Genomic DNA, 26800 nt, shown 5'->3' on the forward strand with positions numbered 1-26800 from the left:
CTCACATTTAATAGAACTGCTCTCCGGAAATGGTATCCGCAACCTTTATAGCTGAAGAAAAACTGATGTCGCCGGAACAGCCGTCACCTCTGACGGTGTCACCCACGAAATAAAGCCCCTGGACGGTGTCGCATACAACCCGCGGCCTTTTGGGTTTGGACTGTCCCGGAGTAAGCACGTTGCCGTTCATGACATTGGCAACGATCTTTCTTTCTTTAACGATGTTCGGCAGAAACCCGGGGAAAAAATGAGAGATGGTCGACTTCAATTTTTTTTCTGTTTTCTCGGCAACAGCAGGATCACCGTCGTATTTCCATGGCAGCATGATTCCCCAGGTCGAAAGGTATTTATCCTTTGGCGTGAAGGAAGCATCCGTATTCGACTGGAATTTTGCCCATATCGGAATGTCAACACCAAGTATGCTTCCCTTGATGCTGCTTGCAGGACCATGCGTTATGAAATCAATTGAAAGGCCCGAACTGTTTTCCAGGTTCTTCGCATATGAAACCAGCTTGTTGGAAAGCAGCGAGTTGTCGATAATGTCCAGAAGAAGAGGCAGTCTTGCTGCGAAAACAACCCTGTTTGCATTATAGATCCCATTATTTGTTACCACTCCCCTGACATGTCCGTTTTCTACAATTATTGAAACAGCCTTTTCTTCAAGCCTTATTTCTCCTCTTTTATCTATATGTTTTTTCAGCTTCTTGAAAAGCTGTGCTGAACCGCCTGCAGGTTCACCAACACCGATTCCTGCTGCTAGCGCCCTTTGGAGAAAATCTATAACCTCTCCGGCGCTGACCTTTGTAGCATCGGGACACATGACGGTCATGCCGAAAAACGATAGGAATTCCTCGACCTCTTTATTGTTGAACCATGTACGGTAAAATTGAAGTAAGGTCTTCTCATACCAGTCATGGGGATGCGCTTTTTTTAATTTCAGAAGAAAAAGCAGCAGCGTGAACCTTGCCTTAAGGCTCAGCATGGGGGTTGAGAGAAATTCCAGAGGACCCCGTGGCCTTTCCCAGACTTTTCCCTTGAATATCAATTTTGAATCCCTGGCTTCCGGGATAAATTCGATCTCTTCACCAAGTTTTTTGAATACCTGATTTGCAATACCTTTATGTGCAAGCCTGTGTGAATGGGCGCCGTATTCCCATGTATAGCCGTCACTGTCCTTGAAAGATGCAGCCCTGCCGCCTTTAAGCGCAGAGCCTTCGAGAACAAGAATCTTCTTGCCATATTCTCCGAGCAGCGCCGCAGTACTCATACCTCCATAACCAGCCCCTATAATTATAACATCATACATGATTCTTACCTCCTGAATTACAATTTAATTAATATGATTATTATACTCCGCAATTCAGTAGGAATATATATTTAATATGAAAAGTTGATGGATTTATTCGAGATAATTTATGAAAAGGCCGTGACATCAATATATCAATGTACACGGCCTTTCATAATAAAAGGATCAGATTATTTCTATCGCTGTCGCCATTCCTACACCACCGCCACCGCAGATGGTTGCGAGTCCGAGATTTTTACCGCGATTTCTCATCCCGTATAAGAGCGATACTATTATACGGCAGCCTGTCGAACCCACAGGATGGCCCAGACCGATGCCTGAGCCGTTGAGGTTTGCCCGGTCTCTTTTGAATCCGAGGTCCCTTTCGCATCCGATATACTGAGATGCAAAGGCTTCGTTAAGCTCTATAAGCTCAAAGCTGTCGATGGTCAGTTTCGGGTCATTCTTCAGAAGGTTCTTGACTGCTGGAGTGGGACTCAGGCCCATTACCGAAGGATGGCATCCGCCACGGCCGACCGAGCGGATTTTAGCGAGCGGCTTCAAGCCAAGTTCTTTTGCCTTGTCCGCGCTCATGATGACCATCGCCGATGCGCCATCGTTGATGCCTGATGAATTGCCTGCGGTTACCTTGCCTATTTTGGGAATGAATGCCGGCGGAAGGTCTGCAAGGTCCTGCATGGTAAGCCCGGGTCTGAAGTGTTCGTCTTTGTCGAATATTACAGGCGGTTTGCCCTTCTTTTTGCTGGGTATTTCAATAGGGACTATCTCTTCAGCAAATGCACCTTCTTTTGTTGCCCTTTCCGCACAGTTGTGGCTTTTCAGTGCCACTTCATCCATTTCTTCCCGTGTTATGCCGTATATCGCTGCTATGAATTCCGCTGTCTGGCCCATGATGTAGGGCTTTCCCTTGAACATATCGAATAGCGGCGTGTCTTTTGCCGGGCTGTCATCTGAAAGCGGCTGTACATACGAACCGCAGTGAAGTCCTCTTATAATGCAGTCGACAAGGGTTTTGTCCTGAAGCCTGCAACCCCAGCGGGCCTCAAGCGATGCGTAAGGAACACCTGACATGTGCTCCATGCCGCCGACAAGAACCGTGTCAGCCATGCCGGCCTGTATCATGGCCATGCCGCTTGCCGTGGCTTCCATTCCCGAAGGACATACCCTGTTGATTGTAACTGCCGGAACAGTAACAGGGATACCTGCAAGAAGAGCTGCCGTTCTTGTTGAATTGAGGGTGTTCACATGCTCCATGCAGCATCCGAAACGGACATCATCGATGGTTGAGGGATCAATTCCCGCCCTTTTGACGGCCTCCTTCATTACAGCTGCACCGAGATCAGCCAATATTACATCTTTTAACGTACCGCCGAATGTTCCGATTGCGGTCCTGCATGCCGAAACAATAACCACATCCTTCATGAAATCTCCTTTCTTCCCATTAGTGTTTTATAAGTGGGAGACAGCATGTGTCCCCTCATGTTTAAAATGAATTATCATTCATTTTAAACTTATAACGTAAATGATTTTGCGGGTAAAGCAATATCTGAGTAACAGACATGCTTATGCTCGCAGGGTAATCATGCTGGGACGGATAAGGGAAGGGTGAGGTGCTTTTTTTACCCCTCCCCTGACATACACCTAATTGGTTTGAGTATACATCTTCTCTATATCGCTTTTGAACTTTTCATAAACAACGCGGCGTTTCACCTTCATTGTGGGCGTTAATTCGCCTGTTGAGATATCGAAGGGGTTTGCGAGTATCCTGAAGGTCCTAATCTGCTCAAACCTTGCAAGTCTTGCATTAACAAAATCGATCTCTTTCTGTATCAGGGATTCGATTTCGGGCAGATTCACAAGCTCCTGGATGGAATTATACGGTATGTTCTTACCCCTCGCGAATTTTTCGAGTGCACGGTAATCGGGAATTATGAGTGCGGAAATGAACTTTCTGTTGTCGCCGACAAGACAGACCTGGTCGATATAGGGCCTTGCTATCAGAGACACCTCGATAGGGTGGGGTGCTATATTCTTTCCGCCTGTGGTCACGAAGAGTTCCTTTTTCCTGTCCGTAATCTCGAGGAATCCGTCGGAGTCGAACCTTCCGATATCGCCAGTCTTGAACCATCCGTCATCGGTGAATGCTGCTGCTGTTTCTTCAGGCATGCGCCAGTATCCCTTGAATATCTGCGGCCCTTTAACCAGCAATTCTCCGTCTTCAGCGACCTTTTCAATGGTGCCGATTACCGGCCGGCCGACAGTTCCCGGTTTTACGCGCATCTTATATACAAGAGTATAATAGGTCAGCGCCAGCTTGAGTCCAAGCGCCGGGTGGGAATAAGGTGATATTCCCTTTGACTGGCATACAACCATAAGCTCCGTCGTCATATCTATGAGACTTTTCCTGATCCATTTACGTAAAGGTGTTTTAGGTGCTTCATCGATGAATGCGGGTTCGTTGAAATTTATCACAGGACTTGTTTCTGTAAGCCCGTACCCTTCGTTAAGCTGGATTCCCAGTGAGCGGAAGAACGTGCAGACCTCTTTTGAAAGCTTTCCTCCTCCCGAAAGGGCCAACACCAGACGGTCGAGGCCCATTAGTTCGCGGATTCTGTTGAAAACAAGGTTATTGGCCTGAGCAAAGGCGATCAGCTGGAAGATATTCATCTTTTTGCCGGTGGCCATGCTGTCGCAGTAAAGCTTTCCGATTTTCATCGCCAGGTCGAAGATCTTGCGGTAAGGCTTTTTCTGTTTTGCTACCGCTGACTTGACTCTCTCGAATGACTTCTCAAAAAACATGGGTATTGACGTAATGATATTTGGTCTTATTTCAAGGAGGTCCTCCTGAAGTGTTTTATAATCCCTGGCAAATGCCAGAGTACCGCCCAGATACAGCCCTGATACATGATAGTCGCTTGTCCTGGCATATGAATGGCACAGGGGCAGGTGTATGAGCGAAACAAGATGCAGTTCCAGCTCCTTCTGCCTCCGCATCATCTCGGAGTTTGTACATTGAATAATATTTGCCATCCAGTTGCCCTGTGAAATGACGACCCCTTTGGAAAGTCCTGTCGTGCCTGATGTATATATGATCGATGCAATATCATCGGGTATTACACGCTGTATGCATTCTTCAATTTCGGCGGCGCTTATTTTTTCTCCGAGCCTGAATGCCTCATTGAGCGAATATGAATTATCAGGCCTTTCACCGTCAAAAGGTGTTATGACGATAACTGGAAACCTTTGAAGTCCTTCGCATGCCGTATTGATCTTGATGGCCTTATCGACTGTTGATACTATTGCAAGTTTCGGTTCGCAGTTCCCGATCATATGAACAAGCTCATCCATTGAAACCGTCGGATAGAACGGGACGCCTATTGCACCGCATGCCTGGATCGCCTGGTCAGCTATAATCCAGCGCGGCCTGCTTTCCGAAAAAATTACAGCCCTGTCCCCCCTTCCGAGCCCAAGGGCCCTGAGTCCCCTGGCCAGTGCAATGACTTCATTTCTGGCTTGTTCCCATGTAATGGATGAATAGGTTTGCGACGGGTTGCCGTCTTCATCGAACTTTCCCATCAGAAAAACATGCCTGCTGCCAAAATGCAGCGCCTGTGAGTGGAACAGCCCGCAAAGAGTATCGTTTCTGTAAGACAATGTACGCCTCCTTAATGAATAATTATTATTTCAAAATAAAAGTCCGGTTTATAATCCGGACTTCATTTCTCTTTTTTCAGCTTATTGTAGAGAAGTCTTGAAAATCTCTGATGGCAACGATTTTCAGCCATGGCATTCTTGTCGCGGTCTGGGTCCATGACAAGAACATCCTCAAGGATTTTCATGGCCTCTTTCTTTTTGCCCTTGTACGCGAGCACGTCGGCTTTTGCGTAAGGTATATAGAGATAGTCAGGATACAGCATCATTGCCAGATCGAGGGATATCATCTCGTTTTCGAGCGATACGCCTGCTATGCCCATGCCTTTTTCAGCAAGCCATCCTGTATTCGTGATCATGGTGCCCAGTGTCAGGTTCGGACCGAAATAATAATAAAGAGAATTTTCATATGAACAGAAGAGCAGAAGCCCTACAAAGGTTGTTAAATATTTTGCCTGAGTCAGAATATTTGCATACTGAAGAGACCTGGCAAGATTCAGCTGGTACCAGTATGTGGCAGGTACGCTGTGGGGAAGCAGCCTTTTCGCTTTCTCACCGTACTGCGTGCCCTTTTTATAGTAAGGCATTGCCTTGGAGTCATGCATGTCCATGGACGACCAGTATTCGCCGAGATAATAGTTCCCCCTGCATGCCCAGACCTGGACCATTCCGTCACCGGGATTTTGAGCAGCCATTTCATCAAGCATTTTTACTGCGGAGACGGCCTTTTCAATATCGTTTCGTTCCTGCCACAGCTCATAAAATTTATCCCAGCCGGGCTGGTTGGGCATAAGCGGCAGTGCTTCTCCGGTTGGAAGAGGGACAACGGATTTTATCCATTGTCCGTGTTTAGCCATTATTTCATTATAACTGTAAATATTTGGGACAGCGTCGATCAGCAGCTTGAATGCGGTTATGTTGTCCTTGTCGATTCCATGAGCCTTGACACAGTATGCTTCCGAAAGTTTGTAGTCGGAACTTTTATTGTGACGCTTTCCCTTTATGCTGTAAGCCTTTGAAAGCCAGAGATTAACCTCGAGATTATTGGGATTCTTCTGCTCTATGCCCTTTAAGCAGGCAATTATCTGGTTTATGTTTTTCCCGTCCCAGTGCTTGTCCCAAAGGGTTCTGAACGTTGCCCAGCCGGGATCGTTATTGGGAATTGGAATGTCCATATCCCAGACCCCAGCCTGGGAAGCAGTCAAAAGAAAGAAAAACATTACAAAAAATAAAGCAGATGTTTTAATTCCAAATGGCAGAGACTGAAAATTCATAAATAATTCCTCCTTGATATTTGAAAGACCTAATACTTGGCCTGATGATATATCAACGAAGATCGCATTTTTACAAATAATAAGTTATTGAAGATTTTCGTCAAGCATGTAATCGTAAAAATATACAATTTAATTAAGAGTTTACAGGTGATACTTGTAAACTAAATTTACATTGATTGTAATATTCACAATCAGATTGGAGGTAAACAATGAGTGTTCTTGAAGGAATCAGGGTTATAGAACTTGCACAGTTCATATCAGGTTCGCGATGCACCCAGATTCTTGCGGACATGGGGGCCGAAGTTGTCCATGTGGAACCGCCTGAAGGTCAGACTCTGAGGATAATATTCGGACTGGTGCCCGGTGCGGAAAGGGGTTTCTCGGTATTCAACAGGAACAAGTACGGGCTGGCGATTGATTTCAGAAAACCCGAAGGCAGTGATGCCGTAAGGCGGCTTGTCAAGGAGACGGATGTATTCGTGCATAATCATGTTCCAGGTTCACTCGAGAAATATGGTCTCGGCTATGATGATCTGAAAAAAATAAAAAAAGACATTATACATGTATCCATCTCCGGATTCGGCGAGACAGGCGTTAATCCCGAAAGGGTTGCTTTTGACATAATAACCCAGGCCACATCAGGACATTTCTGGAATGATCAGAAAGGACTCAGAACACCTTCAAATTACTGGGCGGATCTTACGGCAGGCGCTTATGCAGCCAACGCCGTGCTGCTTGCCCTGATTAACCGGATGAAGACCGGCAACGGCCAGCACATAGACATGTCGATGCAGGATGTACTCTATTTCTCGAATTACAGGGCCATGCTGGATAGAGCGATCGGGCCCTCAATGGAAGATGCGAACAAAACGCTCGGCAGGATGCCGAGGGATGTGCTCAATTCGGACGACCGCATGCCGTTTTACGGTTTTTTCAGGACCTCGGACGGTAAGGTCGCAATAGTGGCGATAACATCCAGGCAATGGAAAGACCTTTCTGAAATCGTGGGCAGGCCTGAACTTCAAAATGATCCGAAGTACAACAACCTTATTTCCCAGATACGCAATCACAACGAGGCGGTTGCAATAATTGAAGAATGGACGGTTCTGCACACATCGGCTGAGGTTGTAGAAAGTCTTGAAAAAAGGAAAATCCCCTGCGGAACAGCATATACCTGCGAGCAGGTGAACTCGGATGAAAATCTGAAATCACGCGGTATGCTGACAAAAATAACCCACCCGCAATTCGGTGAAGTAGATATTCCCGGAATACCGTACAAGTTCTCGGATACTGCCGGTTCTATCAGAATGCCGGGGCCCGGTCTGGGTGAGCACAATCTATTGATATTGAGAGACTGGCTCGGTTATACCGATCAGGAACTGGATGAACTCAGAGAAAAGAAAATAATAAATTGATACCTCAGTTGTCGAGGACATAAAGAAAGCCGACCTCGATCTTGATACTGTTTTCCCGGGGCGGGAACGGGCTTGCATCAAGTACTGCCTTTGACGAGACGGCATCTAAGATTTTATAGCCCGAGCTTTTTTTCACCCTCAATGAAGTGACCCTGCCGGAACTGTCTATAATAAAAGTAATTTTAACATATCCGTGTATGCCTTCATCTGCAGCTTCCTGGGGATATTTATAGTTGATAAAAATTTTCCCCTTGACCTTTCCGTAATAGCTGAGGTTGGCCTTATTGCTCGGGTCGTCAACGGGCGCTTCGTTGATCCTGTCAGACTGTTCTTCATTATAGTCGGATTTTTCAGTTTCTTTTGAATCAGGTTTCTCTTCCTGAGCTGTGACATTAAAATCCGTCCGGCTTGCTTTTTCGGATTCGGACTGTCCTTTAACCGCCGGAGAACCGACTAGGGAAACTTTGATTATCCCGGGAGGTGCAATAATTCCAAACCTTTCCATGAGATAAAACGGAACCAGGACTGCCATATGAATGATAATGGAAACCGCAAGGCATGCATAGAACCTGTTCATAAGTATTCAATTTACCGGCAGGGTGAAACAGAGTCAAGGTGTGATGCAGATAAACTGACCTATTGGAATTATGCTACCTGCCGATTATAAGCCTGTGCGGGTCGATTTCATCGCGCAGGATTTTAAGTTCCTGTGCGGTAGGCGACTTTGTGACAAAGATTTTAGGGGCCTTGAGCAGTTCGAATCCGCAGTTCTTCTGGATATCATCGAATGTACAGCCGGGATTGACCGATATCACCCTCATGCGTTTGCTCTCGGGCTCGAAGTCCATCACGGCCATATTGGTTATAACCCTGTAAGGCCCGGTACCCGGCGGCAATCCTTTTTCCGTACGCGAATTCCCGCCCTGAAGCCAGCCGGGAGTTGTCATGAAATCGAGCTTTTCTACAAAACGACTTTTTTCCTGCACCGACATAATGATAGTGCGCCAGCAGAGGGAGGCGAAGTCATTCGCGCCACCGCTGCCGGGCAGCCTTATGGACGGTTTCCTGTAGTCGCTGCCCAGCATGGTTGAATTGATATTTCCATACATGTCTATCTGGGCGCCGCCCAGTATTGAATAGTCCACAAGACCGCGGCTGCATGCCTGCATTATTTCCATTGTGCCGCCCGCCATCACGGCCCTGTTGAATGTCCTGGAGTCTCCGACCGAAACGGGCATTTCAAGCAGTACAGGGTCTGTTCCGCCGGATTCGAACATAATCACCAGGTGAGGGGCCAGGGTCTTCTGTGCAAGCATTGCAGCTGCGCATGGCGCTCCGGTTCCGATTCCGGCAGTGTACCCGTTGCCCAGTTCACGGGCCGCAACACAGATCATCAGCTCCATGATATTATAGTCCCGCATGGTGGGATTCCTCCTTATGAAGCATCAGTTCTCTGGCCCTTAATTCTTTAAGCCTTCCTGTACCTCCGTTTATCTGGATGTACGCTGCATGATCCTGACACTCATATATATTGCGCCTTAGAAATGCCCTGAATTGAGCGTCATCATGCTGAAGGGAAAGCCACTCTTTCAAATGCTCTTCATCTGAAAAGTATTCATAAGGCATGCTTCCGGGATATGCCCCGTAAGGCACTTCGCATACGGCATCTGCAAGGTAATAGGGGATGACGGTATCCATCGGGTTTCGCCTTATTTCATCATTGGGAATAATGCGCTCGGCCGTGATGATCAGTTTTTTTGCCGCCCGGGCGAGATCATCGTCCGAAAAGAGGCTTCCCCTGATGCGGCAGTTGCCGTAGATATCCGCCTCATGAACATGTATCACAGCTACATCCGGATAGAGTGCGGGCTGCATCACAAGCTGCTTGCCGGTAAAGGGGCATTTAATGATTTTTGCAGCCGAATATTTGAATGTATCGGTAGCCATCATGTTTCTCGCAGTTATAAAAGGCATGCCCATGGCGGCTGCCTTCAGACGTGCAGCCATGCCGAAGTTCGACCACTCGCAGATCCTTACACGTCCGCTTTCAAGATATCTGCGTGCGCACAGGCTGATACCTCTGGCCTCCATGCCCGCGGCGCATGCCATGTCGACACGGTCGAAGACTTCACCTGCCGCCAGCACCTGAAAATCATGAGTGGACGCGTTTCCTGCAAATCCCATATTTTTAAGTCCCTGTCTGACGATTTCATTGCAAGCCGCCAGCGGTGTCCGGTTGGACCCGAAGCCCCCGATTGCAAGATATTCACCGTTATGAATGAACCTCTTTACAGCATCCTTGAGGCTCATCTGCTTGTTTGTCTTATTTCGTGATTTGCCGCGGAAATATTCCCGCGCTTTATCGGGATCGGGGTCAGTAAAAAGTTCTCCGGTACCTTCTTCTAATATGTCCATGTTCACCCGCTCCCTGTTCAGATTTTCTTTTTTGCGGAAATCTCGTCATGGATTCCCATCTTTTCATCAAAGAATATCCTTTCATCCATGAGACGCATATCAGGTGCGATGTGAGGAACAAATTCCATCTCGTCAAGCACGTCGCGTTTTAGGTCAAGCCCGGGAGCGATTTCCGTCAATGTTACGCCTTCGTCCCTGAGTTCGAATACGGCGCGCTCCGTTATATAAAGCACCTTCTGCCCGGTCTCCCGTGCATATTCGCCGCTGAACGTGATCTGTTCGACATTTTCGACAAATTTCTTTCCGCGTCCCTGTTTGACGACCTTCATTCTGCCGTCGGTAACTTTGACTTCGGAGCCGACCGTAAGCGTACCTATGAACATGACTTCCCTGGCATTCTGTGTGATGTTTATAAACCCGCCGCAGCCCGCCATCCTGGTACCGAATCTGCTGACATTGAGATTGCCGTGCCTGTCTGTCTGGGCCATCCCCAGAAACGCCATGTCGAGGCCGTTTCCATCATAGAAATCAAACATGTATGGCTGGTCGATTATTGCCTGTGCGTTTGCCGAGGCGCCGAAGCTGAGTCCCATGGCAGGCACCCCTCCGATCGGCCCTGACTCCACTGTGAGAGTGAACAGATTGTGTATGCCCTCTTCGGCGGCAACGGCGGCAATTCCGTCCGCCATCCCTATGCCGAGATTTACTATCGCACCTGGTGTCAGTTCCATTGCCGCCCTGCGGCTGATGATCTTGCGCGTCGTGAACGCCATGGGTTCCATATTTTCCATAGGTGCGTAAATTTCGCCTGTATAGGTTGGATTATAGACTTCAAGGAAGGTCTGCCAGTGGTTTTCGGGTCTTGCTACAACAACCGCATCGACAAATATTCCCGGTACCCTGACATCCATGGGCCTGAACCTTCCGTTCTCTGATATTCTCTCTACCTGGGCGATTGTTATCCCGCCCGAATTTCTTGCCGCCTGCGCCATGGACAGCATCTCGAGCGAAGTGCTTTCCTTCTCCATGCGGATGTTTCCCTGCTTGTCGGCGGTCGTGCCGCGGATGAGCGCCACGTTTATCGGAAATGCCTTGTAGAAGAGGCGCTCCTGTCCATTTATATTGATGAGCTCGACGAGGTCTTCGGTGGTCCTGGCGTTTACTTTGCCGCCTTCAAGTCTTGGATCGACAAATGTTTTGAGCCCGGTGTGCGTTATAAACCCGGGGCGTTTGCCCGCAATTTCACGAAACAGGCATGAGATTGCGCCCTGAGGGAAGTTATATGCCTCGACCTTGTTTTCCAGCGCCATTTTACCGAGTTTGGGTGCCAGGTTCCAGTAGCCTTCGATCACCCGTTTGATCAGGCCCTCATGCGCCAGATGGTTGAGCCCTTTGTCTTTTCCGTCTCCCTGACCGGCTGCCCCTACAATGGTCAGGTTCCTGGGACGGCCTTTTTCAAGGAATATTCGTTCAATACCGGATGTAAGCTCTTCAGGGTGGGCATTGCCCACGAAACCGCCTACGGCAACTGTATCACCGTCTTTGATCAGTCCGATCGCCTGCTCCACGCTCATGATTTTGCCTGACATGTCAGCCTCCATAGACAAGCTTTATAAGCTCGAATATCTTGTCATCCCGCCATTTGACAAAATCCTTGAAGCTGCGGCCTTTCATCTCTTCCTTAATGCCTTCGATTAGCTTTTCCTTCATCGGTTCGGTTATATAATTCCAGGTTGTCAGCTCCTCCCAGATTGCCTTGAATGTCGTGTTGCCGATGCCGTCGATGAAGTGGCCGACGCCCCCGTCTTCTCCTCCGCCCAGATGGTAGATCATGTGCGAACCCATAAGCGCCCATCTGAGCCCGGGGCCTGCATAAAGCGCCTTGTCAACATCTTCCACACTGGCGACTCCGTTTTCCACAAGGTCGATGGCTTCGCGCCACAGCGCTACTGCAAGCCTGTTGCCGATGAATCCGGGCACCTCTTTTTTAACAAGGACGGGTATCTTGCCGAGATGTTCCATGAATCTGATGCTGGTCTTGACCGTGGCATCGGACGTATCCCTGCCTGGTACGATTTCGATCAGGGGAATAAGGTGCGGCGGATTCCATGGATGGGTAATGACGCACCTGTCCTTGTGTTTTACCGATTGCTGAATTTCGCTCATGCATAAACCCGAAGAGCTGCTCCCGATTATTGTCGAAGCAGGAGCATGGCGGTCGATCTCTTCGAATACGGGCTTTTTGATTTCATATGTCTCGCCTGAACATTCCTCAATGAAATGGGCATCGCTGACGGCCTCTTTGATCTCCGAAACAAACCTGACCCGCTCAACAGCCTGGTTGCGGTCTTCTTTTGTCAAAACCCCTTTTTCAACAAAGAAATCGAGGTTAGAGCAGACCTGTTGATATCCCTTTTCCCTTGTTTCAGGTCTTCTCGAATAGGCCGTAACCCGGTATCCTTTCTGTGCGAAAAGAGATACCCAGGCGGAGCCGATCACTCCTGTGCCTATTACTGCAACCCTTTCAATTCCATCCATTCCAGATACCTCTTATGAAGATAAAATATTGCTTATTAAGAAAAGATATTCGCAGGCCCGATTTATCAGGCTGCTTTAGCAAGTTTTTCGGCTTCTCTGGTATGAGCACCCCATGGATTGATATCGGGATTTTCCTTGCAGCCCGGGCAGAAATATTTCGCACTCAGGTCTTCAGCGCCCGAACCCCAGATTTCAAGTGTGATGCACTCCTTGCATATCGGTCTTCCGCAATGATCACATGTTGTTGTTGCCGGCTCTTTCCCGCATGCGATACAGATGTTCTTTTTAACAGGTTTCTTCATCTGAGTTCCTCCTTTTCAGTTGGATAACTCTAAGCCAGATGCATGCCAAAAATCAGAGGAATTGGAATAAAAAATATAACTCTTTGATATTGCGTAATATCTAATTTATTAACGATCCGGCAAAAATGCGGTTTATGGTATGGCTGCCGTATAAACACCCCCGAGTTTATGGTGTGTTTATACTTATCAGAGGAAAAGGCTGCCGCAGGTTCATGCGCCTTATTTTATCAGCCCCTTGTATCTTGCATATCTGACCATGCAGCTGAACGCATAGACGGCACGTTCTGGCGTGGGATAGGATGGAACGCCGAGTTTCATGAAGCCTTCATGCACATGTCTGGCCTCTTTTTCTGTGCCTCCGTAATAGCTTACGAAAACGGGCTTGTGAGGGTGGGCCCTTATGATGTCGCCGAAGGCTTCCTCTATATCGTATATGGTTTCTGGCATCAGAACGAAAATGATCATGACTGCGTCGATGTCATTCTGATCCAGTAGGCACGAGGCTATATGGCTCATTGTTTTTTTTGATCCATGCTGTTCGGTTGCAGACCAGATGTCTACCGGGTTCCTGACCGGGGCCCATGACGGCATCACCTCGCCGAGCTTTTTAAGCGTTTCAGGCTTCAGTTCCGGCAGTTCAATCCCGTGCTCGTCACATGCATCAGTTGTCACAACGCAGCCCATGCCGGTGATAGACAGAACTCCCATTCTGTTGCCTTTCGGCAGGGGCAGGGCTTCAAAGGCCGCCAATGTGTCGAAGAAGCTTTCGGAATCGTGAGTGCGAACGAGTCCGGTCCTTCTGCATACGGCATTAAAAACCTCGTCCGAACCTGCAAGAGAACCTGTATGGGACGCAATCGCCTGAGCACCGGCCTCTGTCCGTCCCGACTTGATTACAACTACCGGTTTTTTCGAGCTGGCTTTTGCCGAAGCCCTTATGAACCTCTCGCCATCGCTCACCCCTTCCAGGTACATGCCGAGCGTGGTCGTATTTTCATCGGTTGCCATATATTCTATCAGGTCGCATTCGTTTATATCGCCCTTGTTCCCGATACAGGCTATCTTGGATATTCCGAAGGGTTTCATGTCCGCAATCCATCTGCCCCAGCCGGATGAGAACACCCCTGACTGGCCTATCAGGGAAACCCCTCCCGGCATGATGGGTTCGAGACCGACTATGGATGTTGCAAGGCCTGAAGCAGGATTGATCGTCCCGATGCTGTTCGGGCCCATCAGCCTTATCCCGGCCTTCTTTGTCTGCTCGACGATTTCCTCCTGTTCGAGTGCTCCTGCATGGCCGATGTCGGAATATCCGCCGGTGCTGAGGATGACAGCCTTGACTCCTTTTGCTTCGCAATCTGCAATGGCCTCCTTCACGGCGGCCTTGGGGATTACTATCATAGCAAGGTCGACAGGGACTGGGATGTCTCTGACAGATTTGTATGCCTTGAGGCCGAGTATTTCATTGACTGACGGATTTACCGGTATCAGTTCGCCCTTGTATCCCGCCCTGATGATATTTCTCAATATAATGTTGCCGCCTTTTCCATGGGTGCGGGATGCGCCTATCAGGGCAACTCTCTCCGGATTGAAGAACGGGTCCACTGTCCGGCTGTCAAAAACTTTCCTCTTTTTTCCGGCAGGTGAGCCACTCAACCTTACAAGGGCATCTACTGCCACTGCACTCTCAGGTGTTGCAATGAGCGGGTTGACGTCTATTTCAAAAATATCTTCCCTTTCGGCCATAAGCCTTGAGATGCCGACCAGGCATCCGGCGATCTTCTCTATATCGGCGCCTTCCTGTCCCCTGAAACCCTTGAGGAGGGACGCCCCCCTGAGGCTTTCGAGCATTTTCATAGCCGTCTTTTTATCTACCGGGGCAAGTTCTATGGATGTATCCCTGAAGACTTCGGTGAATATACCTCCGAACCCTGCAAGAATAACCGGCCCGTAAACAGGATCGCGTCTGGCACCGATTATGAGTTCGATCCCTTTCCTGGCCATCTTCTGTATCAGGAGGTTTTTACCCGGGAACCTTTCTGAGAGTTCCCTTGCCGCTTTTTTCATTTCATCAGAACCGGCGATATCAAGGATAACTCCTCTCATCTCTGTCTTATGAAGAATGTCGGCCGAACAGACTTTCAGCGCTACAGGATAGCCCATCTTTCCGGCCGCGGCATATGCCGATGAAACATCATGGCAGAGGGCCTCTTTTATCACTTCTATTCCGTATTGCTTCAGCAGATTCTTGCTCTCGAATTCATCGATTGTCATTACATCGTTTCCCTTCATGGGTTCCCGTCCTTTTGATTAAAATATATTAGGATTTTTATGTAAAGGTCAGAAAAGCCTGACAGAAACCATTTGAATCACCTTAAGGATTTAAGTGTCAATAAAAACATTTTTTCAGTCAGGAGATTTAAGTTGCCTAGTCTTTGTTACATAGTCTAAATATTTATGGAAACGGTGCTGGGTATTAATTATGATGAGAGACAATGAAAATAAAATAAGGGTTATCCTTGTCGGTGGCGGGAAACTTGCCGGCCTGATATACTCTGTTTTTAAAGACCGTTACGACTTTATCGGCTATGTCGATGATGTTTTCCGGTGTGCATATGTTGAGTCGACTTATGGACTTAATAATCTCGGCACAAGTGATGATCTGCCGCAACTTGCTGAATCAGGGGCTCTGGCAGTTGTTGCCATCATGGACGTTGCCGCACGCAGGAAGTACGGAGATCTCCTGAAAAAAGCCGGATTCACTCTGGCCAGCCTTATAGCAGAGACTGCAATTGTCTCGGCGGACGCAATCCTCGGTCAGGGTTGCATTATCAGGCATAATGCAGTGGTTTCACCCCAGGTAAGACTTGGAGATAATACGGTGGTCTCGGACGGGGTTTATGTGGGGCATGATTCAATCATTGGTGAAAATGTTTATATCGCCCCGGGGGTCAATATCAACGGAAGCGTTACCATAAACAAGAATACCTTTGTGGGAACCGGGGCCGTTATCCTGCCTCATGTTAAGGTAGGTGAGGATTGCATCATCGGGGCCTCATCATGTGTCCACAAAGACGTGCCTGACGGTACAACCGTCTCGGGTGTTCCGGCCAAATCAATGGCCTCACGCCGCCGTGCACCCGAAGTAAGCGTTATCATGGCTGCCTATAACCATGAGAAGTACGTGGCTCACAGCATAAATAGCGTGCTGTCTCAGACATACAAGGATTTCGAGTTCATCATTATCGATGACGGGTCAAACGACGGCACGGCTCAGGAGATTGCAAGATTTGACGATCCGCGTATAAAGGCCACTTTCTCCGCTCATAATGCCGGAATGATCTTTACGAAAAACAAGGGCATCGATCTGGCGGAAGGGAGATACATTGCCATTATTAATTCTGATGACGCCTACATGCCGGATAAACTTCAGAAACAGGTTGACTTTTTGAACAGTCACCCGGGATATGGCGCGGTCTTTACCGATGCTCAGATAATTGATGACGACGGTCTAGCCTTTACTGACAAAAACCATTTCTATTTCAGCATTTTCACTCAACCCAATCGAAGCCGTTACGAATGGCTGCGCCGTTTTTTCTATGAGGGCAACTGTATTTGTTTACCCAGTGTCATGATCCGCCGTGAATGTTATGACGTGGTCGGAAGGCCCGATTCAAGGCTGCATCAACTGCCTGATCTTGATCTCTGGGTAAGACTCTGTTTCAAATACGATATACATATCATGGAGGAAAAACTCACACAATTCAGGGTCCGTGACAATGAAGCCAATGCCAGCGGCAACCGGCAGGAATCAAGGCAGCGCACGGTCTGGGAATATCGTAAAATCCTGAATCATTACCTCGGCATCCATGATGAAAATGAACTTCTGAGGATATTCCCGGAAGCAGCCGAATTTACAGGTCCTTATAGTCTGACGAATGACCTGATTCCATATGTTCTCGCCCGGCTGGCTCTTAAGAGAAACACCCCTTTGTTGAATTCCTTTGCTATGGATGTCCTATTTGATCTTCTGGGTGATCCGGGACGTGCCGAACGCATACATGCCCGTTTCGGATTCGGATACAAGGATTTCATTGAACTGACCGGGTCAAGTACCACTCTCATGGCCGAGTCAACTTATAATGCCAAGGATTTACATACAGGTGCAGGATTATCGCAAAACCTTTTTATCCGGACGATCGGGACGATGAAAAGGGCAATGAATGAACGATTGAGTGTCTATTTTAAAAACAGGAGATTGCCATCATGAGCTGCGACTATCCCATGGAACCCTATCCGAAGGTTATAATCAATGCAGCTATCACCGGGATGATACCCACAAAGAGAGACACTCCGCATGTACCAGTCACAGAAGATGAGATCGTGCAGGACGCAGTTGCATGTCATATGGCAGGTGCTGCGATTATCCACCTGCATATTCGTGATGAACAGGGCAATCCCTGTTATAAAGCCGAAAAATATGGCCGCATCATCCGCAGGATCCGGGAAAAGTGCAATGTAATTATCTGTGTTTCCACAAGCGGACGGTTCTTCAAGGATTTCGAACAAAGGTCTGAAGTCCTTTTCCTGGAAGGAATAGAAAAGCCTGAAATGGCAAGCATCACAACGGGTTCTCTTAATTTTCCCAAGCATGCAAGCGTAAACCCTCCGGATATTATATTCAGGCTTGCTGAAACAATGCTTGAACAGGGTATCAAACCGGAAATTGAGATTTTCGACAGCGGCATGCTGAATTTTGCCAAGCATCTTCATAAAAAGCTTGGACTGCCTCAACCACTTTATTTTAATTTGATATTCGGCTCACTGGGAGGCATACCGGCCCGTATTGAGGATATTGCCTATCTGATAAACTGTCTTCCCGAAGAATCTCTGTGGTCCGCGGCCGGCATCGGAGTTTTTCAACTGCCGGTAAATCTCACTGCCCTTGCGGCAGGAGGAGGAGTCAGAGTCGGCCTGGAGGACAATATCTATTTTGACTACGAGAAAAAAGAACTTGCCACAAACGTTCAGTTGATCGAGCGTATTTCATATATGGCGAAGGTGATCAGAAGAGAACTGGCGGACGCCGATGAAGCCCGGCGCATGTTGTGCATTTCCCCGGTTGATTATTCATTTCACCAATCGCGGGAATTTTCACAATAATTTGAATTGTTGCATTTATAATACATCACGGATTCATGATTCTGACGGTCGGATTCTCCTTCCTTTTCCTCAGTGAGTTGCAATATCCATCAGATGAATGAGATGCCCCCGCAGACATTAATCCTGCAGGTAAGGAGTGGTCGTCAATACTGTCCTGGCGTCTTTGTAGGGCGGCATTTTGGAAAGTTTCCTGATGTTCTTAAGTGTTGTAACGCCAAGATTCTTCAGCAGCATATTGACTATAGAAGATGGCAGATTTCCGCCCGGGTCTGTCAGAAGCTGGTAGGTGAGAAGGGTTTTTTTACCTCCTTCTTCCTTGAGCGTCCATGTGACATCCCCGAAAGGCATCTCCACCATGCCTGGTTTTTCAGGCTTGAAATCAGCTTTTACAGCAAGCCCTCTGACAATTATCCTCCCTGTTTCTTTCTCAAGCATGAATGATATCCTTCCCAGGCCATAGCGGTCCGACAACGGCCAGGGTAGCCCCTGCTGAAAGTATGTACTGAAGCTGTCAGGTGTGTCAGGGTACCCGGGCAATTCGATTCTTCTTGCATCTTCACATAGAAACATGAACTTTTTCTGTGCTGGTATATCCCTTAAGATCGCTTCGACAACAGACATCGGTGCATCAATAATACCTTCTGCCCTGACTTCATCGACGCTGCTCCTTGAATTCGTTCTGACCCAGCCTGTAATTCCATCCGATTCCCGTATCTTTTTCCAGGGGCCTACCTTGACCGATGCTTCAAGACAGGCCGCCGTTATAAGGATGATTATGAAAATCCTGATTAAGGGCTTCATCTGAAAAATATCTTCCTTATGATTTTTACACCTGCGGTCAGTGCCAGAACGACAGAGGCATACATGAAAGGTCTGACAAGAGGTACAAGTCCTTTGGGTGGCGCAAATTCAATGTTCAACACGACGCGTTTATTCAGTTTGTCCTGTATGATGAGCTCCGAACAATGGTTGGCAGTCCAGATAGCAGCCTCCATCCCGCCCGAACTTACATGTGTTTTTGTATAATCGCCTGTCAGGTAAAGGTTGGGGTAGGGCGTACGCTGATACGGCCGGTGTTTTTCCATGCCGGGGAAGGGCCGGTAAACACCCTGACGTTCCCTTACAACCCTGTATTTTCTGACTTGTGCTTCGCGTGCGGCAGGGAAGAGCCTTTTGATATCATCGATCGTCTTCTCGTAAATCACCTCATCAGGCAGAAAGCGTACGGCATCGGCGGGCGCAATGACCATCTCGAACATGCTGCCTCCCTTGAATATATGGGGAAGCACATTCGAAAGGTCTGCATAGGTGTTGAAAATGCAGTCCGTTGAGAAGAATGTCACATCGACATCTGTAAGTTTTCTGTCAAACCACACCTGTATGGACAACGAGGGGGATTCTTCGAAATGGGTCAAATCCTGAAAGTATTTATATTTGAACGATTCCTTCGGGATGACCTTTCTTAGAGAGTATGGACTTATGGCTGAAACGTAGATATCGGCTTTGTAATCCTCTTTGCCGTTTACGGTAACACTCTTGATTTTGCCGTCTTCACAGTTTATCGAGGTCACCATTTTTCCTGTCTCGAAACTGCCGCCCTTTGACTTGATGTACTCAAGGCAGGTTCCGACCCAGATTTCGCCGAGCCCTCCGTTTGCAAAACCGACACGTGAGGTCTCTGCGGATGCCGAAACCTTTTTGAACCAGTTTACCATTACCTTGGCCGATATAGCGTATTCAGGGGTGAATGTGAGGCCGTATATGGCAGGAGACATGGGCTTGAATGCCCCACGCGGACCCCTTCTTGAAACCCATTCTGTCCAGGATTGATTGTCCAGCTCGTCCAGTTCCTTTTTGGAAGCTCCTACGGCATAAGCGAATGCAGGCATGCCGGCAAGCATTTTCCATTTGGGAATGCCTTTATAGCTTTTGATAAGATTCATGTATGCGATGGCTGTGTGAAGCGGCGCAGGGTAGTTTTCAAAATGCAGCACCGGCTGGTTTCCGTCGTCCTGTGCGAAAAAGAAGTCAGTACCTTTCCAGATTATGTTTTTTTCAATTCCCATTTTCTTAAAAAAATTGATGAGGTTGACGTAATAGGGGAAGAACACGTGAAGCGCATTATCAATCATGTCGCCTTCATTATCCAGCCATGAATTGGCCCGGCCGCCGAATATGGTATCGGATTCAATGATTTCGACATCAATTCCCGCATCTAGCAGGTTGATTGCAGTTGCCAGGCCTGACATTCCTCCACCCATGATCAAAGCTTTCATAAATCCTCCCGTTTGGAATATGTTCTTCTTATCAAACTTGTTTAAGACGGTTGCAACAATCTATTAAACATATATCCATCCGATTGACATTATTTTTTAAAACCTATACCTCATCAGATCATGAACAACGGAACAATCCAATCACTTGAAAGAGGGCTCACAATTTTGACAATCCTGGCCAAAGCGGGTTCTCCCATGACGCTCAACGAAATAGCCGCAAGTTTCAAGATAGACCGTTCAAGCGTTTTCCGCCTTATAAAGACAATGGTCAAGGCGGGATTTATCTATCAGGATAATGATACGAAACGATATTCGCTCGGGTTCAAGGTGCTTGAACTGGCCGGGTCTTTTTCGGACAATCTGCGCCTTGAAGAATTTTTAAGGCCCATAATGAAAGACGTCTGCCGGCGCACGAACCAGAATACGCACCTGGCGATCCTGGACAGGGGAGAAGTCGTTTTTATAGCTGTAGAACAGCCAAGGGATGCGATAACCATAAGCATTTCCATTGGCACACGCGAATCCGCTACCCAGACCGCACTCGGCAGGGCTATTCTTGCTTTCATGGAAAAAAATACGATCGATGAAATCATCAGGATATCACCTCTTGAAAGATATACTCCCAAGTCTATTGTTTCAAAGACAGAGCTTTACAGTGCCCTTTCCGGTATAAGAGATTCCAGACTGGCCGTTGATAACGAAGAATATAAACCCGGCGTCATCTGTTTTGCATCTCCGGTGCTAAACCATAAAGGACAGGTCGTTTGCTCGATAGGCATTTCCGGGCTGGACAGGCTCATCATGCCCCATTACGATGAATACGGAGAAACGGTTAAAGAAGCTGCCATCAAGGCCTCTGCCCTGCTGGGGCAGCCGGTTTAACCACTCTCGAAGGAATAGATGCTCCTTTCTTCAAACAGGAGAATTTACCACCAGGATTGAGTCTGGACAGAAATACCTCTTTATATTATTAATGATGCCCCCCTGGTTCTGTTTATCATTTGACATTTAGGGGTAAAATTAAAGTATTTCAGGAGGATAATATGGCAAGGAAAAACCCGGAACTATATCATGAGCAATACCGGAAACTGCTCTCAAACCAGGCTGACTATGTAGAAAAATATGCGAAGAGCAAACCCGGCGAGATTGCAATAATCGAACACAATACAGGTGATAAGATATCCTGGAAGCAATTCAATACATCGGTATCGGCATTTGCTGCAAAGCTGCTCTCAATCGGGATAAAAAAGGGTGATGTAGTAGCCACTTCTCTTCCTCTGTTGAAAGAGCATGTGTACCTGATTTATGCATGCTACCGCATAGGGGCGATCGTGGCCCCGCTTGATCTCAGGCTGAAGGCTAAAGAAATACAGTACTGCATGGACAAGATGAAACCCAAGGCATATTTTTTCCTTGGAAAGACACCTATTGCGGATTTCAGGCCGATGATAGCCGAAGTGATGAAAAAGTCGCCTTATATCAAACACTGGGTCCAGTTCCAGAAGGAACAGGACATGATAATGGAAGGTGCTGTAGGCATTACTGATTTTGTAAAGGACATTAAAAAAGTCTTCATAAAAAGCCTTATCTTCGGTACAGTCAAAAGGGCCAGAAAGCTTGTCGATAAAAGAGATGCCTGCCTCATTATATTCACTACCGGTTCAACAGGGTCGCCGAAGCCTGCGCTTCTGTGTCATGAGAACATACTGATACAGAATATCGGTCTTGCCGTTTCTTTTGAACTTGAGGAAGGCGATACCATGCTTATCAATCTGCCTCCTTCGCATGTGGGATGCATAACCGAGCAGCTTGCCACAACAATATTCGGTGGCGGAATAAGCGTTATTCTCCATATATTTGATCCGTTGAAGAGCCTCGAGGCGATACAGGCTTACAAGGTCAAAAACATCGGGCAGATACCTGCATTATTCAATATGGAATGGAGATTGCCTGATTACGGCAAATATGACCTGTCGTCATTGAAATTCGCCATATACGGAGGTCAGGCAGTGACACGCGAGTTTCTTGAGAAAATGTCAAAGATGGCCAGGCGTATCGGAACCGGTCTCGGACTTACCGAAACAGCCGGCTTCTGTACTTATACCGATGTCAATGCCGGTGTGGATGACCTGGTGAAGGGTATCGGATTTGATATGCCGCTGTGCCCTATATCGATCCGCGAGCCGATGCAGGCGGACGGCATGGCAGGAAAGGAAAAAAGTCCGGGTGAAGTCGGGGAGATATGTTTTTCAGGCCCACAGATTTTTCTCGGGTATATGGGCGACGAAGATAATACCCGAAAAACGGTATCAAAAGACCGCGTCTGTTATACCGGAGACCTCGGATATTATGATGCCGACGGTCTGCACTTTGCCGGCAGGTCAAAACTGGTAATAAAACCCAAAGGCTATCAGGTGTTCCCGGACGATATAGAGAGCCATATTTCAGGCAGGCTGAAGGGAAGAATCGGCGCGATAGCTGTAATAGGCGTCGAGCATAACATTTTCAGTGAAGGTATAATGGTATTCGCAGAAAATATTGATAGTGCAAATCCAATAACCCCGAATGATGTTATGACGGCATGTGACGATATTGCTGCATATTCGAGACCGTCTCATGTTGAGATCATCAATCAGGGTGAAATGCCGCTTAACAGGGTGGCGAAAACCGATTATATGGAGCTTAAGAAAAAATCAAAAGAGATCGTGGAAAAGCTGCGTTCGCAAGGAAAATGGGATGTCTGAAATATTGAAAATAAGGGACGTCATTAAACGGCTGTCCCTTATTTTACCCATATCAAGATGTCACTGGAAAAACGTGCTTGAATATAAAAAGGCTTTGTTATATTAGAAACGCGCTCCTTGCTCCAGGCGGGGCTAAAAAATCCATAAGGAGGAACAGATGTTTTACGAGCTTATGAAAATCGTCAACCCTGAACTCAGGGAAGACGCTGTCGAAAAGGTCATCACCCGTTTCACAAACAATGTTAGGAAAAACGATGGTGAAGTAATCAGGATTGAGGACATGGGAATAAAAACCATGGCCTATAAAATCGAGAAAAAGTCAAAAGGTCATTATTTTCTAAGTTATCTGGAAGGTCCCGGAAAGATGCTTTCCGAAATTGAACGCACGTTAAGGATTGATGAAAACGTATTGCGTTTCATCATTATCAAGCTTGGTGAGCATGTGAAACGGGAAGATCTTGAAAAGGCGGTGGTTGCGCCGGCGCCGGTTGCCGAAGCAGAAGAATCCCAGGAAGCAGTTGAAGAGGATACCAAGGCGGCGGATGATTCTGAACCCGAAGCCTTAGACTCGGAAGAGGAGGTATAGACATGGAAAGGCCGAGAAAACCGAAACAGACGGGAGCCCCAAACAAGTCCAGGACATTTTTCAAGAAAAAGAGCTGCCGGTTCTGTGAAGATAAAAAACTCAAGATAGACTATAAGGATTGCCAGGTTCTTAAGGATTATATCACGGACAGGGGAAAAATTCTGCCAAGAAGGATTACCGGGACATGCTCCCGTCATCAGAGAGAGCTCGCTATCGAGATTAAGAGAGCACGCATGATAGCCCTGTTGCCCTTTACAGTTCACAATTAGGAATATGCCGCCGGCATTGACCGGAAACAAAACACCGGCACCCTGGCTTTCCGCCGGGGTGCTGCTGATATCTGGAACGTCTTTAATCTGCATGCCTGAATACACAATGGCAATAGTGCTTTTTTTGCCGGCACTCTATTGCATATTTGCGAGCAGAACAGACGGAGTGTTGAAATATGCAGTCTCTTTAAGCCCCATTTGTTTAGGTCTGATACCGGCATTTATTGAAGGGGCGATAACATATGGCATTATCATTTTATGCGGATTATTGATGTGGGAAATGATAAAAAGAAAAAAGATAGGAATGTCAGTGGTTCTTCCGACAATAGCAGCATCGCTGATATTCATCTCAATGATTGCACTATTAAGCTATAAAAGCGGTTCCACAATAAATCAGACGGTTTCGGCCTGGGTAAAGGCAATGATGGATAATTTTATCAGACAATATTCAACCGTGCTTAACCCGGCTGATATTACCGCTTTCAATCTCAAAAGACCTTCTATTGAAGAAGCAATAATAAGACTCTTCCCGTCAATAACTGTCATAGGAACAGCAATGATAATGTGGTTCAATCTGGTCATCGCATCAAAAGTTGCCTTAAAAACCGACCTCAGCAGGTGGAGTTGTCCCGGCTGGCTGATAGCGGTATTCATTGTTGCTTCCGTGTGCTCTCTTCTGCCGAATAAAATAGTGAATACAATCGGCCTGAACATCCTTCTGATTGTTTGTATTGGATACTTTTTCCAGGGGCTTTCGGTTATCGTGTTTATTTTCGAGTATATGAAAATTTGGACAGGGTGGCGGATATTTTTTTACCTGTTGATAATAACACAGATGTATATAATGATTATGGCAATACTCTTGGGATTGTTTGACAACTGGTTTTATTTCAGAAAACGCATAAAAATTAAAGGAGATCAGGCATGAAAGTTATACTTTTGGAAACAATTGAAGAATTGGGTTCTGCAGGTCAGGAAGTAAAAGTAAAAGACGGTTATGCAAGAAATTATCTTATCCCGGGAGGCAAGGCCATTCCTGCAACAAAAGGAGCGGCAAAGACTTTCAAGGACAAGATCGAGGCAGGGATAAGGGCTGAAGCAAAGACGAGAGATCATGCTCAGAAAGCTGCAGATGAGCTCTCTGCCGTTGTTTTGAGCTTTAATGTAAAATCAGGCGATGACGGTAAGCTGTTTGGATCGATCACTACGTCTCAGATCGCAGATGCATTGAAAGAAAAAGGTTTTGGAGTCGAAAAGAAAAAAATCCATCTTGTCGAACCGATCAAGCATACAGGTACGCATGATGTTACAATAAAACTATACCCAGGAGTTGCGGCAGCAATTAAAGTTGAAGTGAAAGCCGAGGTTTAATGTCTTGGAAGAAACAATAGCAATCCTTCCTCACAATAAGGATGCGGAAGAATTCATCCTTGGTGCGGTTCTCCTTGAGAATTCCGCCATGGATGAAATTATTGATGTCCTGCCTCCTCAGGATTTTTATTCTGAAAGGAACAGGATGCTTTATGAAGAAATGCTGATTCTCAGGGATAAAGGCATCCCCATTGATTATATTACGCTGGCCGAGTCTCTTGACAGGAAAGGCAAACTCGATAAGGCTGGAGGAGCGGCTTATATAGGCCAGCTTACCGACAGGGTTCCAACTACAGCAGACATCGGATACTATGCAAGTATTGTTAAAGACAAGGCGATTATCAGATCCCTTATCACCGGCGCAAATGAGATTGTAAAAATAGCCAGGACAAATGCCGGGGAAGTTTCCGACGCAGTCGAATCAGCCGAAAAGATTATCTTTGATATCAACAGGGAATTGAGAAATGAGGCATCAGGTCTTATCAGAACAAAAGAGCTTGTAAACACTCTTTATGACAGGATAAAACTTATATCGGAAGGAAAAATCGAAGAAGGCGGAATAAAGACCGGGTTTTCCGACCTTGATACAAAACTTATGGGAGGGCTTCATCCTTCTGATCTGATTATTATTGCAGGACGTCCGGGCATGGGGAAGACATCCCTTGCAATGAATATTGCCGAACATGTGGCTGTATATGAGAACAGGCCTGTAGCTTTATTCTCCCTTGAGATGGGAAGGGATCAGCTTCTTCTCAAAATTCTCTCATCAATCTCGGGCGTATATCAAACCAGATTGCGTGACTCACGCTATCTTAAAAGCGAGGAATGGGTTGAACTGACAACTGCTTCGGCAAAAATTTATGATGCACCCATGTATATCGACGATACCGCCGGAATATCACCGATGGAAATAAGGGCAAAGCTGAGAAGGCTTGCAATAAGAGAAAAAGACCTGGCGCTCGTGGTGGTAGATTATCTTCAGCTTATGAAAATAAAGGGCAGGGTGGATTCCAGGGAGCAGGAGATTTCCGAGATATCAAGATCGATGAAAGCAATTGCCAAAGAATTCAAAGTACCTGTGATCGCATTAAGCCAGCTTAACAGAAATGTCGAGGCCAGAGGAGACAAGAGACCTATGATGTCCGAACTCAGGGAATCCGGTGCAATCGAACAGGATGCAGACATCATATTGCTCATATACAGAGACGAAGTTTATAATCCGGATACACAAGATAAGGGCATTGCTGAGATTAATATAGCAAAACACAGAAATGGCCCAACAGGTGAATTCAAATTAAGTTGGACACCAGAATTAACTAAATTCAGAAATCTTGATGACAGGCACTGACATGTAGTAGCTCCGACCTGATCTGACAGCTCTCCTTTCCGAGGGGATGTTTGTACGATTAAGTTTAAGCTGCCAGATCGAACTTCATATCCAAGATTTTGTCTTTTGCCAAGGGCAGATTTTCCAGGAAGGTTTCCATGGG

Annotated in this window: 23 protein-coding genes; 10 read left to right on the plus strand and 13 right to left on the minus strand. The window is 46.9% G+C overall.

Translation table 11 applies throughout. The features are described from left to right. Positions 1–7 precede the first annotated feature (7 nt). The 4 genes from VIS94_17780 to VIS94_17795 all read right to left on the minus strand — a co-directional run bounded on the left by VIS94_17780 (position 8) and on the right by VIS94_17795 (position 6231). Complete coding sequence (locus VIS94_17780) at positions 8–1306, minus strand: NAD(P)/FAD-dependent oxidoreductase (protein HEY9162928.1); 1299 nt, start codon at positions 1304–1306, stop codon at positions 8–10. A 165-nt stretch (positions 1307–1471) separates the two neighbouring features. Beyond that, the gene (locus VIS94_17785; GenBank protein ID HEY9162929.1) at positions 1472–2728 is read right to left on the minus strand and encodes an acetyl-CoA C-acyltransferase; all 1257 of its coding nucleotides are present in this window, start codon (positions 2726–2728) and stop codon (positions 1472–1474) included. A 219-nt stretch (positions 2729–2947) separates the two neighbouring features. After that, a complete protein-coding gene (locus VIS94_17790) occupies positions 2948–4960 on the minus strand; it encodes a long-chain fatty acid--CoA ligase (GenBank protein HEY9162930.1) in 2013 nt (670 codons plus the stop codon). Between the two features lie 62 nt (positions 4961–5022). Further along, a complete protein-coding gene (locus VIS94_17795) occupies positions 5023–6231 on the minus strand; it encodes a hypothetical protein (GenBank protein ID HEY9162931.1) in 1209 nt (402 codons plus the stop codon). 209 nt (positions 6232–6440) lie between these two features. Between VIS94_17795 and VIS94_17800 the strand changes: the two genes are divergently transcribed. Next, positions 6441–7646 (plus strand): CoA transferase, encoded by a 1206-nt coding sequence (locus tag VIS94_17800; protein HEY9162932.1) that lies wholly within the window; start codon positions 6441–6443, stop codon positions 7644–7646. Positions 7647–7650: 4 nt separating this feature from the next. Here the strand turns inward: VIS94_17800 and VIS94_17805 are convergent, their stop codons facing one another. The 7 genes from VIS94_17805 to VIS94_17835 all read right to left on the minus strand — a co-directional run bounded on the left by VIS94_17805 (position 7651) and on the right by VIS94_17835 (position 15193). Beyond that, a complete protein-coding gene (locus VIS94_17805) occupies positions 7651–8223 on the minus strand; it encodes an energy transducer TonB (GenBank protein HEY9162933.1) in 573 nt (190 codons plus the stop codon). Between the two features lie 73 nt (positions 8224–8296). Continuing rightward, on the minus strand, positions 8297–9067 hold the full coding sequence (locus VIS94_17810; GenBank protein HEY9162934.1) for a CoA-transferase: 771 nt from the start codon (positions 9065–9067) through the stop codon (positions 8297–8299). Further along, a complete protein-coding gene (locus tag VIS94_17815) occupies positions 9054–10061 on the minus strand; it encodes a CoA-transferase (protein HEY9162935.1) in 1008 nt (335 codons plus the stop codon). Before VIS94_17815 ends, VIS94_17810 begins: the two co-directional genes overlap by 14 nt. Positions 10062–10078: 17 nt before the next feature. Beyond that, on the minus strand, positions 10079–11650 hold the full coding sequence (locus tag VIS94_17820) for an acyl CoA:acetate/3-ketoacid CoA transferase (GenBank protein ID HEY9162936.1): 1572 nt from the start codon (positions 11648–11650) through the stop codon (positions 10079–10081). Between the two features lies 1 nt (position 11651). After that, the gene (locus tag VIS94_17825) at positions 11652–12599 is read right to left on the minus strand and encodes a 3-hydroxyacyl-CoA dehydrogenase NAD-binding domain-containing protein (GenBank protein ID HEY9162937.1); all 948 of its coding nucleotides are present in this window, start codon (positions 12597–12599) and stop codon (positions 11652–11654) included. Positions 12600–12664: 65 nt separating this feature from the next. Continuing rightward, positions 12665–12901: a B-box zinc finger protein gene (locus VIS94_17830; protein HEY9162938.1), complete on the minus strand. Its 237-nt coding sequence runs from the start codon at positions 12899–12901 to the stop codon at positions 12665–12667. A gap of 219 nt (positions 12902–13120) precedes the next feature. After that, positions 13121–15193 (minus strand): acetate--CoA ligase family protein, encoded by a 2073-nt coding sequence (locus VIS94_17835; protein HEY9162939.1) that lies wholly within the window; start codon positions 15191–15193, stop codon positions 13121–13123. A gap of 190 nt (positions 15194–15383) precedes the next feature. Between VIS94_17835 and VIS94_17840 the strand changes: the two genes are divergently transcribed. Next, positions 15384–17171, plus strand: coding sequence for a NeuD/PglB/VioB family sugar acetyltransferase (locus VIS94_17840; protein HEY9162940.1), 1788 nt, complete (start codon positions 15384–15386; stop codon positions 17169–17171). Continuing rightward, entirely contained in the window at positions 17168–18064 is an 897-nt protein-coding gene (locus tag VIS94_17845; GenBank protein HEY9162941.1) for a 3-keto-5-aminohexanoate cleavage protein, read from the plus strand. The genes VIS94_17840 and VIS94_17845 overlap by 4 nt, the downstream gene beginning before the upstream one ends. Positions 18065–18181: 117 nt before the next feature. On the opposite strand, the gene VIS94_17850 is transcribed toward VIS94_17845, so the two are convergent. Both VIS94_17850 and VIS94_17855 read right to left on the minus strand, forming a co-directional pair. Then, on the minus strand, positions 18182–18865 hold the full coding sequence (locus tag VIS94_17850; GenBank protein HEY9162942.1) for a hypothetical protein: 684 nt from the start codon (positions 18863–18865) through the stop codon (positions 18182–18184). Then, a complete protein-coding gene (locus tag VIS94_17855; protein ID HEY9162943.1) occupies positions 18862–20340 on the minus strand; it encodes an FAD-dependent oxidoreductase in 1479 nt (492 codons plus the stop codon). The genes VIS94_17850 and VIS94_17855 overlap by 4 nt, the downstream gene beginning before the upstream one ends. A 120-nt stretch (positions 20341–20460) precedes the next feature. Here VIS94_17855 and VIS94_17860 point away from each other — a divergent pair, with 120 nt between their 5' ends. The 7 genes from VIS94_17860 (at position 20461) to dnaB (ending at position 26658) form a co-directional block, all read left to right on the plus strand. Further along, complete coding sequence (locus VIS94_17860) at positions 20461–21222, plus strand: IclR family transcriptional regulator (protein ID HEY9162944.1); 762 nt, start codon at positions 20461–20463, stop codon at positions 21220–21222. Between the two features lie 161 nt (positions 21223–21383). Continuing rightward, positions 21384–23084, plus strand: a complete 1701-nt coding sequence (locus VIS94_17865) for a class I adenylate-forming enzyme family protein (protein HEY9162945.1) — start codon at positions 21384–21386, stop codon at positions 23082–23084. A 157-nt stretch (positions 23085–23241) separates the two neighbouring features. Further along, positions 23242–23670, plus strand: a complete 429-nt coding sequence (gene rpsF / locus VIS94_17870; protein ID HEY9162946.1) for a 30S ribosomal protein S6 — start codon at positions 23242–23244, stop codon at positions 23668–23670. Positions 23671–23672: 2 nt separating this feature from the next. After that, positions 23673–23939, plus strand: coding sequence for a 30S ribosomal protein S18 (gene rpsR, locus VIS94_17875; protein HEY9162947.1), 267 nt, complete (start codon positions 23673–23675; stop codon positions 23937–23939). 4 nt (positions 23940–23943) lie between these two features. Continuing rightward, positions 23944–24867 carry a DUF2232 domain-containing protein gene (locus VIS94_17880; protein ID HEY9162948.1) on the plus strand — a complete coding sequence of 308 codons (924 nt, stop codon included), beginning with the start codon at positions 23944–23946 and terminating at the stop codon, positions 24865–24867. Next, positions 24864–25310 carry a 50S ribosomal protein L9 gene (gene rplI / locus VIS94_17885; GenBank protein ID HEY9162949.1) on the plus strand — a complete coding sequence of 149 codons (447 nt, stop codon included), beginning with the start codon at positions 24864–24866 and terminating at the stop codon, positions 25308–25310. Before VIS94_17880 ends, rplI begins: the two co-directional genes overlap by 4 nt. A 4-nt stretch (positions 25311–25314) precedes the next feature. Further along, positions 25315–26658: a replicative DNA helicase gene (gene dnaB / locus VIS94_17890; GenBank protein HEY9162950.1), complete on the plus strand. Its 1344-nt coding sequence runs from the start codon at positions 25315–25317 to the stop codon at positions 26656–26658. Positions 26659–26800: the final 142 nt, after the last annotated feature.

The sequence above is a fragment of the Desulfomonilia bacterium genome (genome assembly GCA_036567785.1).
GTDB lineage: Bacteria > Desulfobacterota > Desulfomonilia > UBA1062 > UBA1062 > DATCTV01.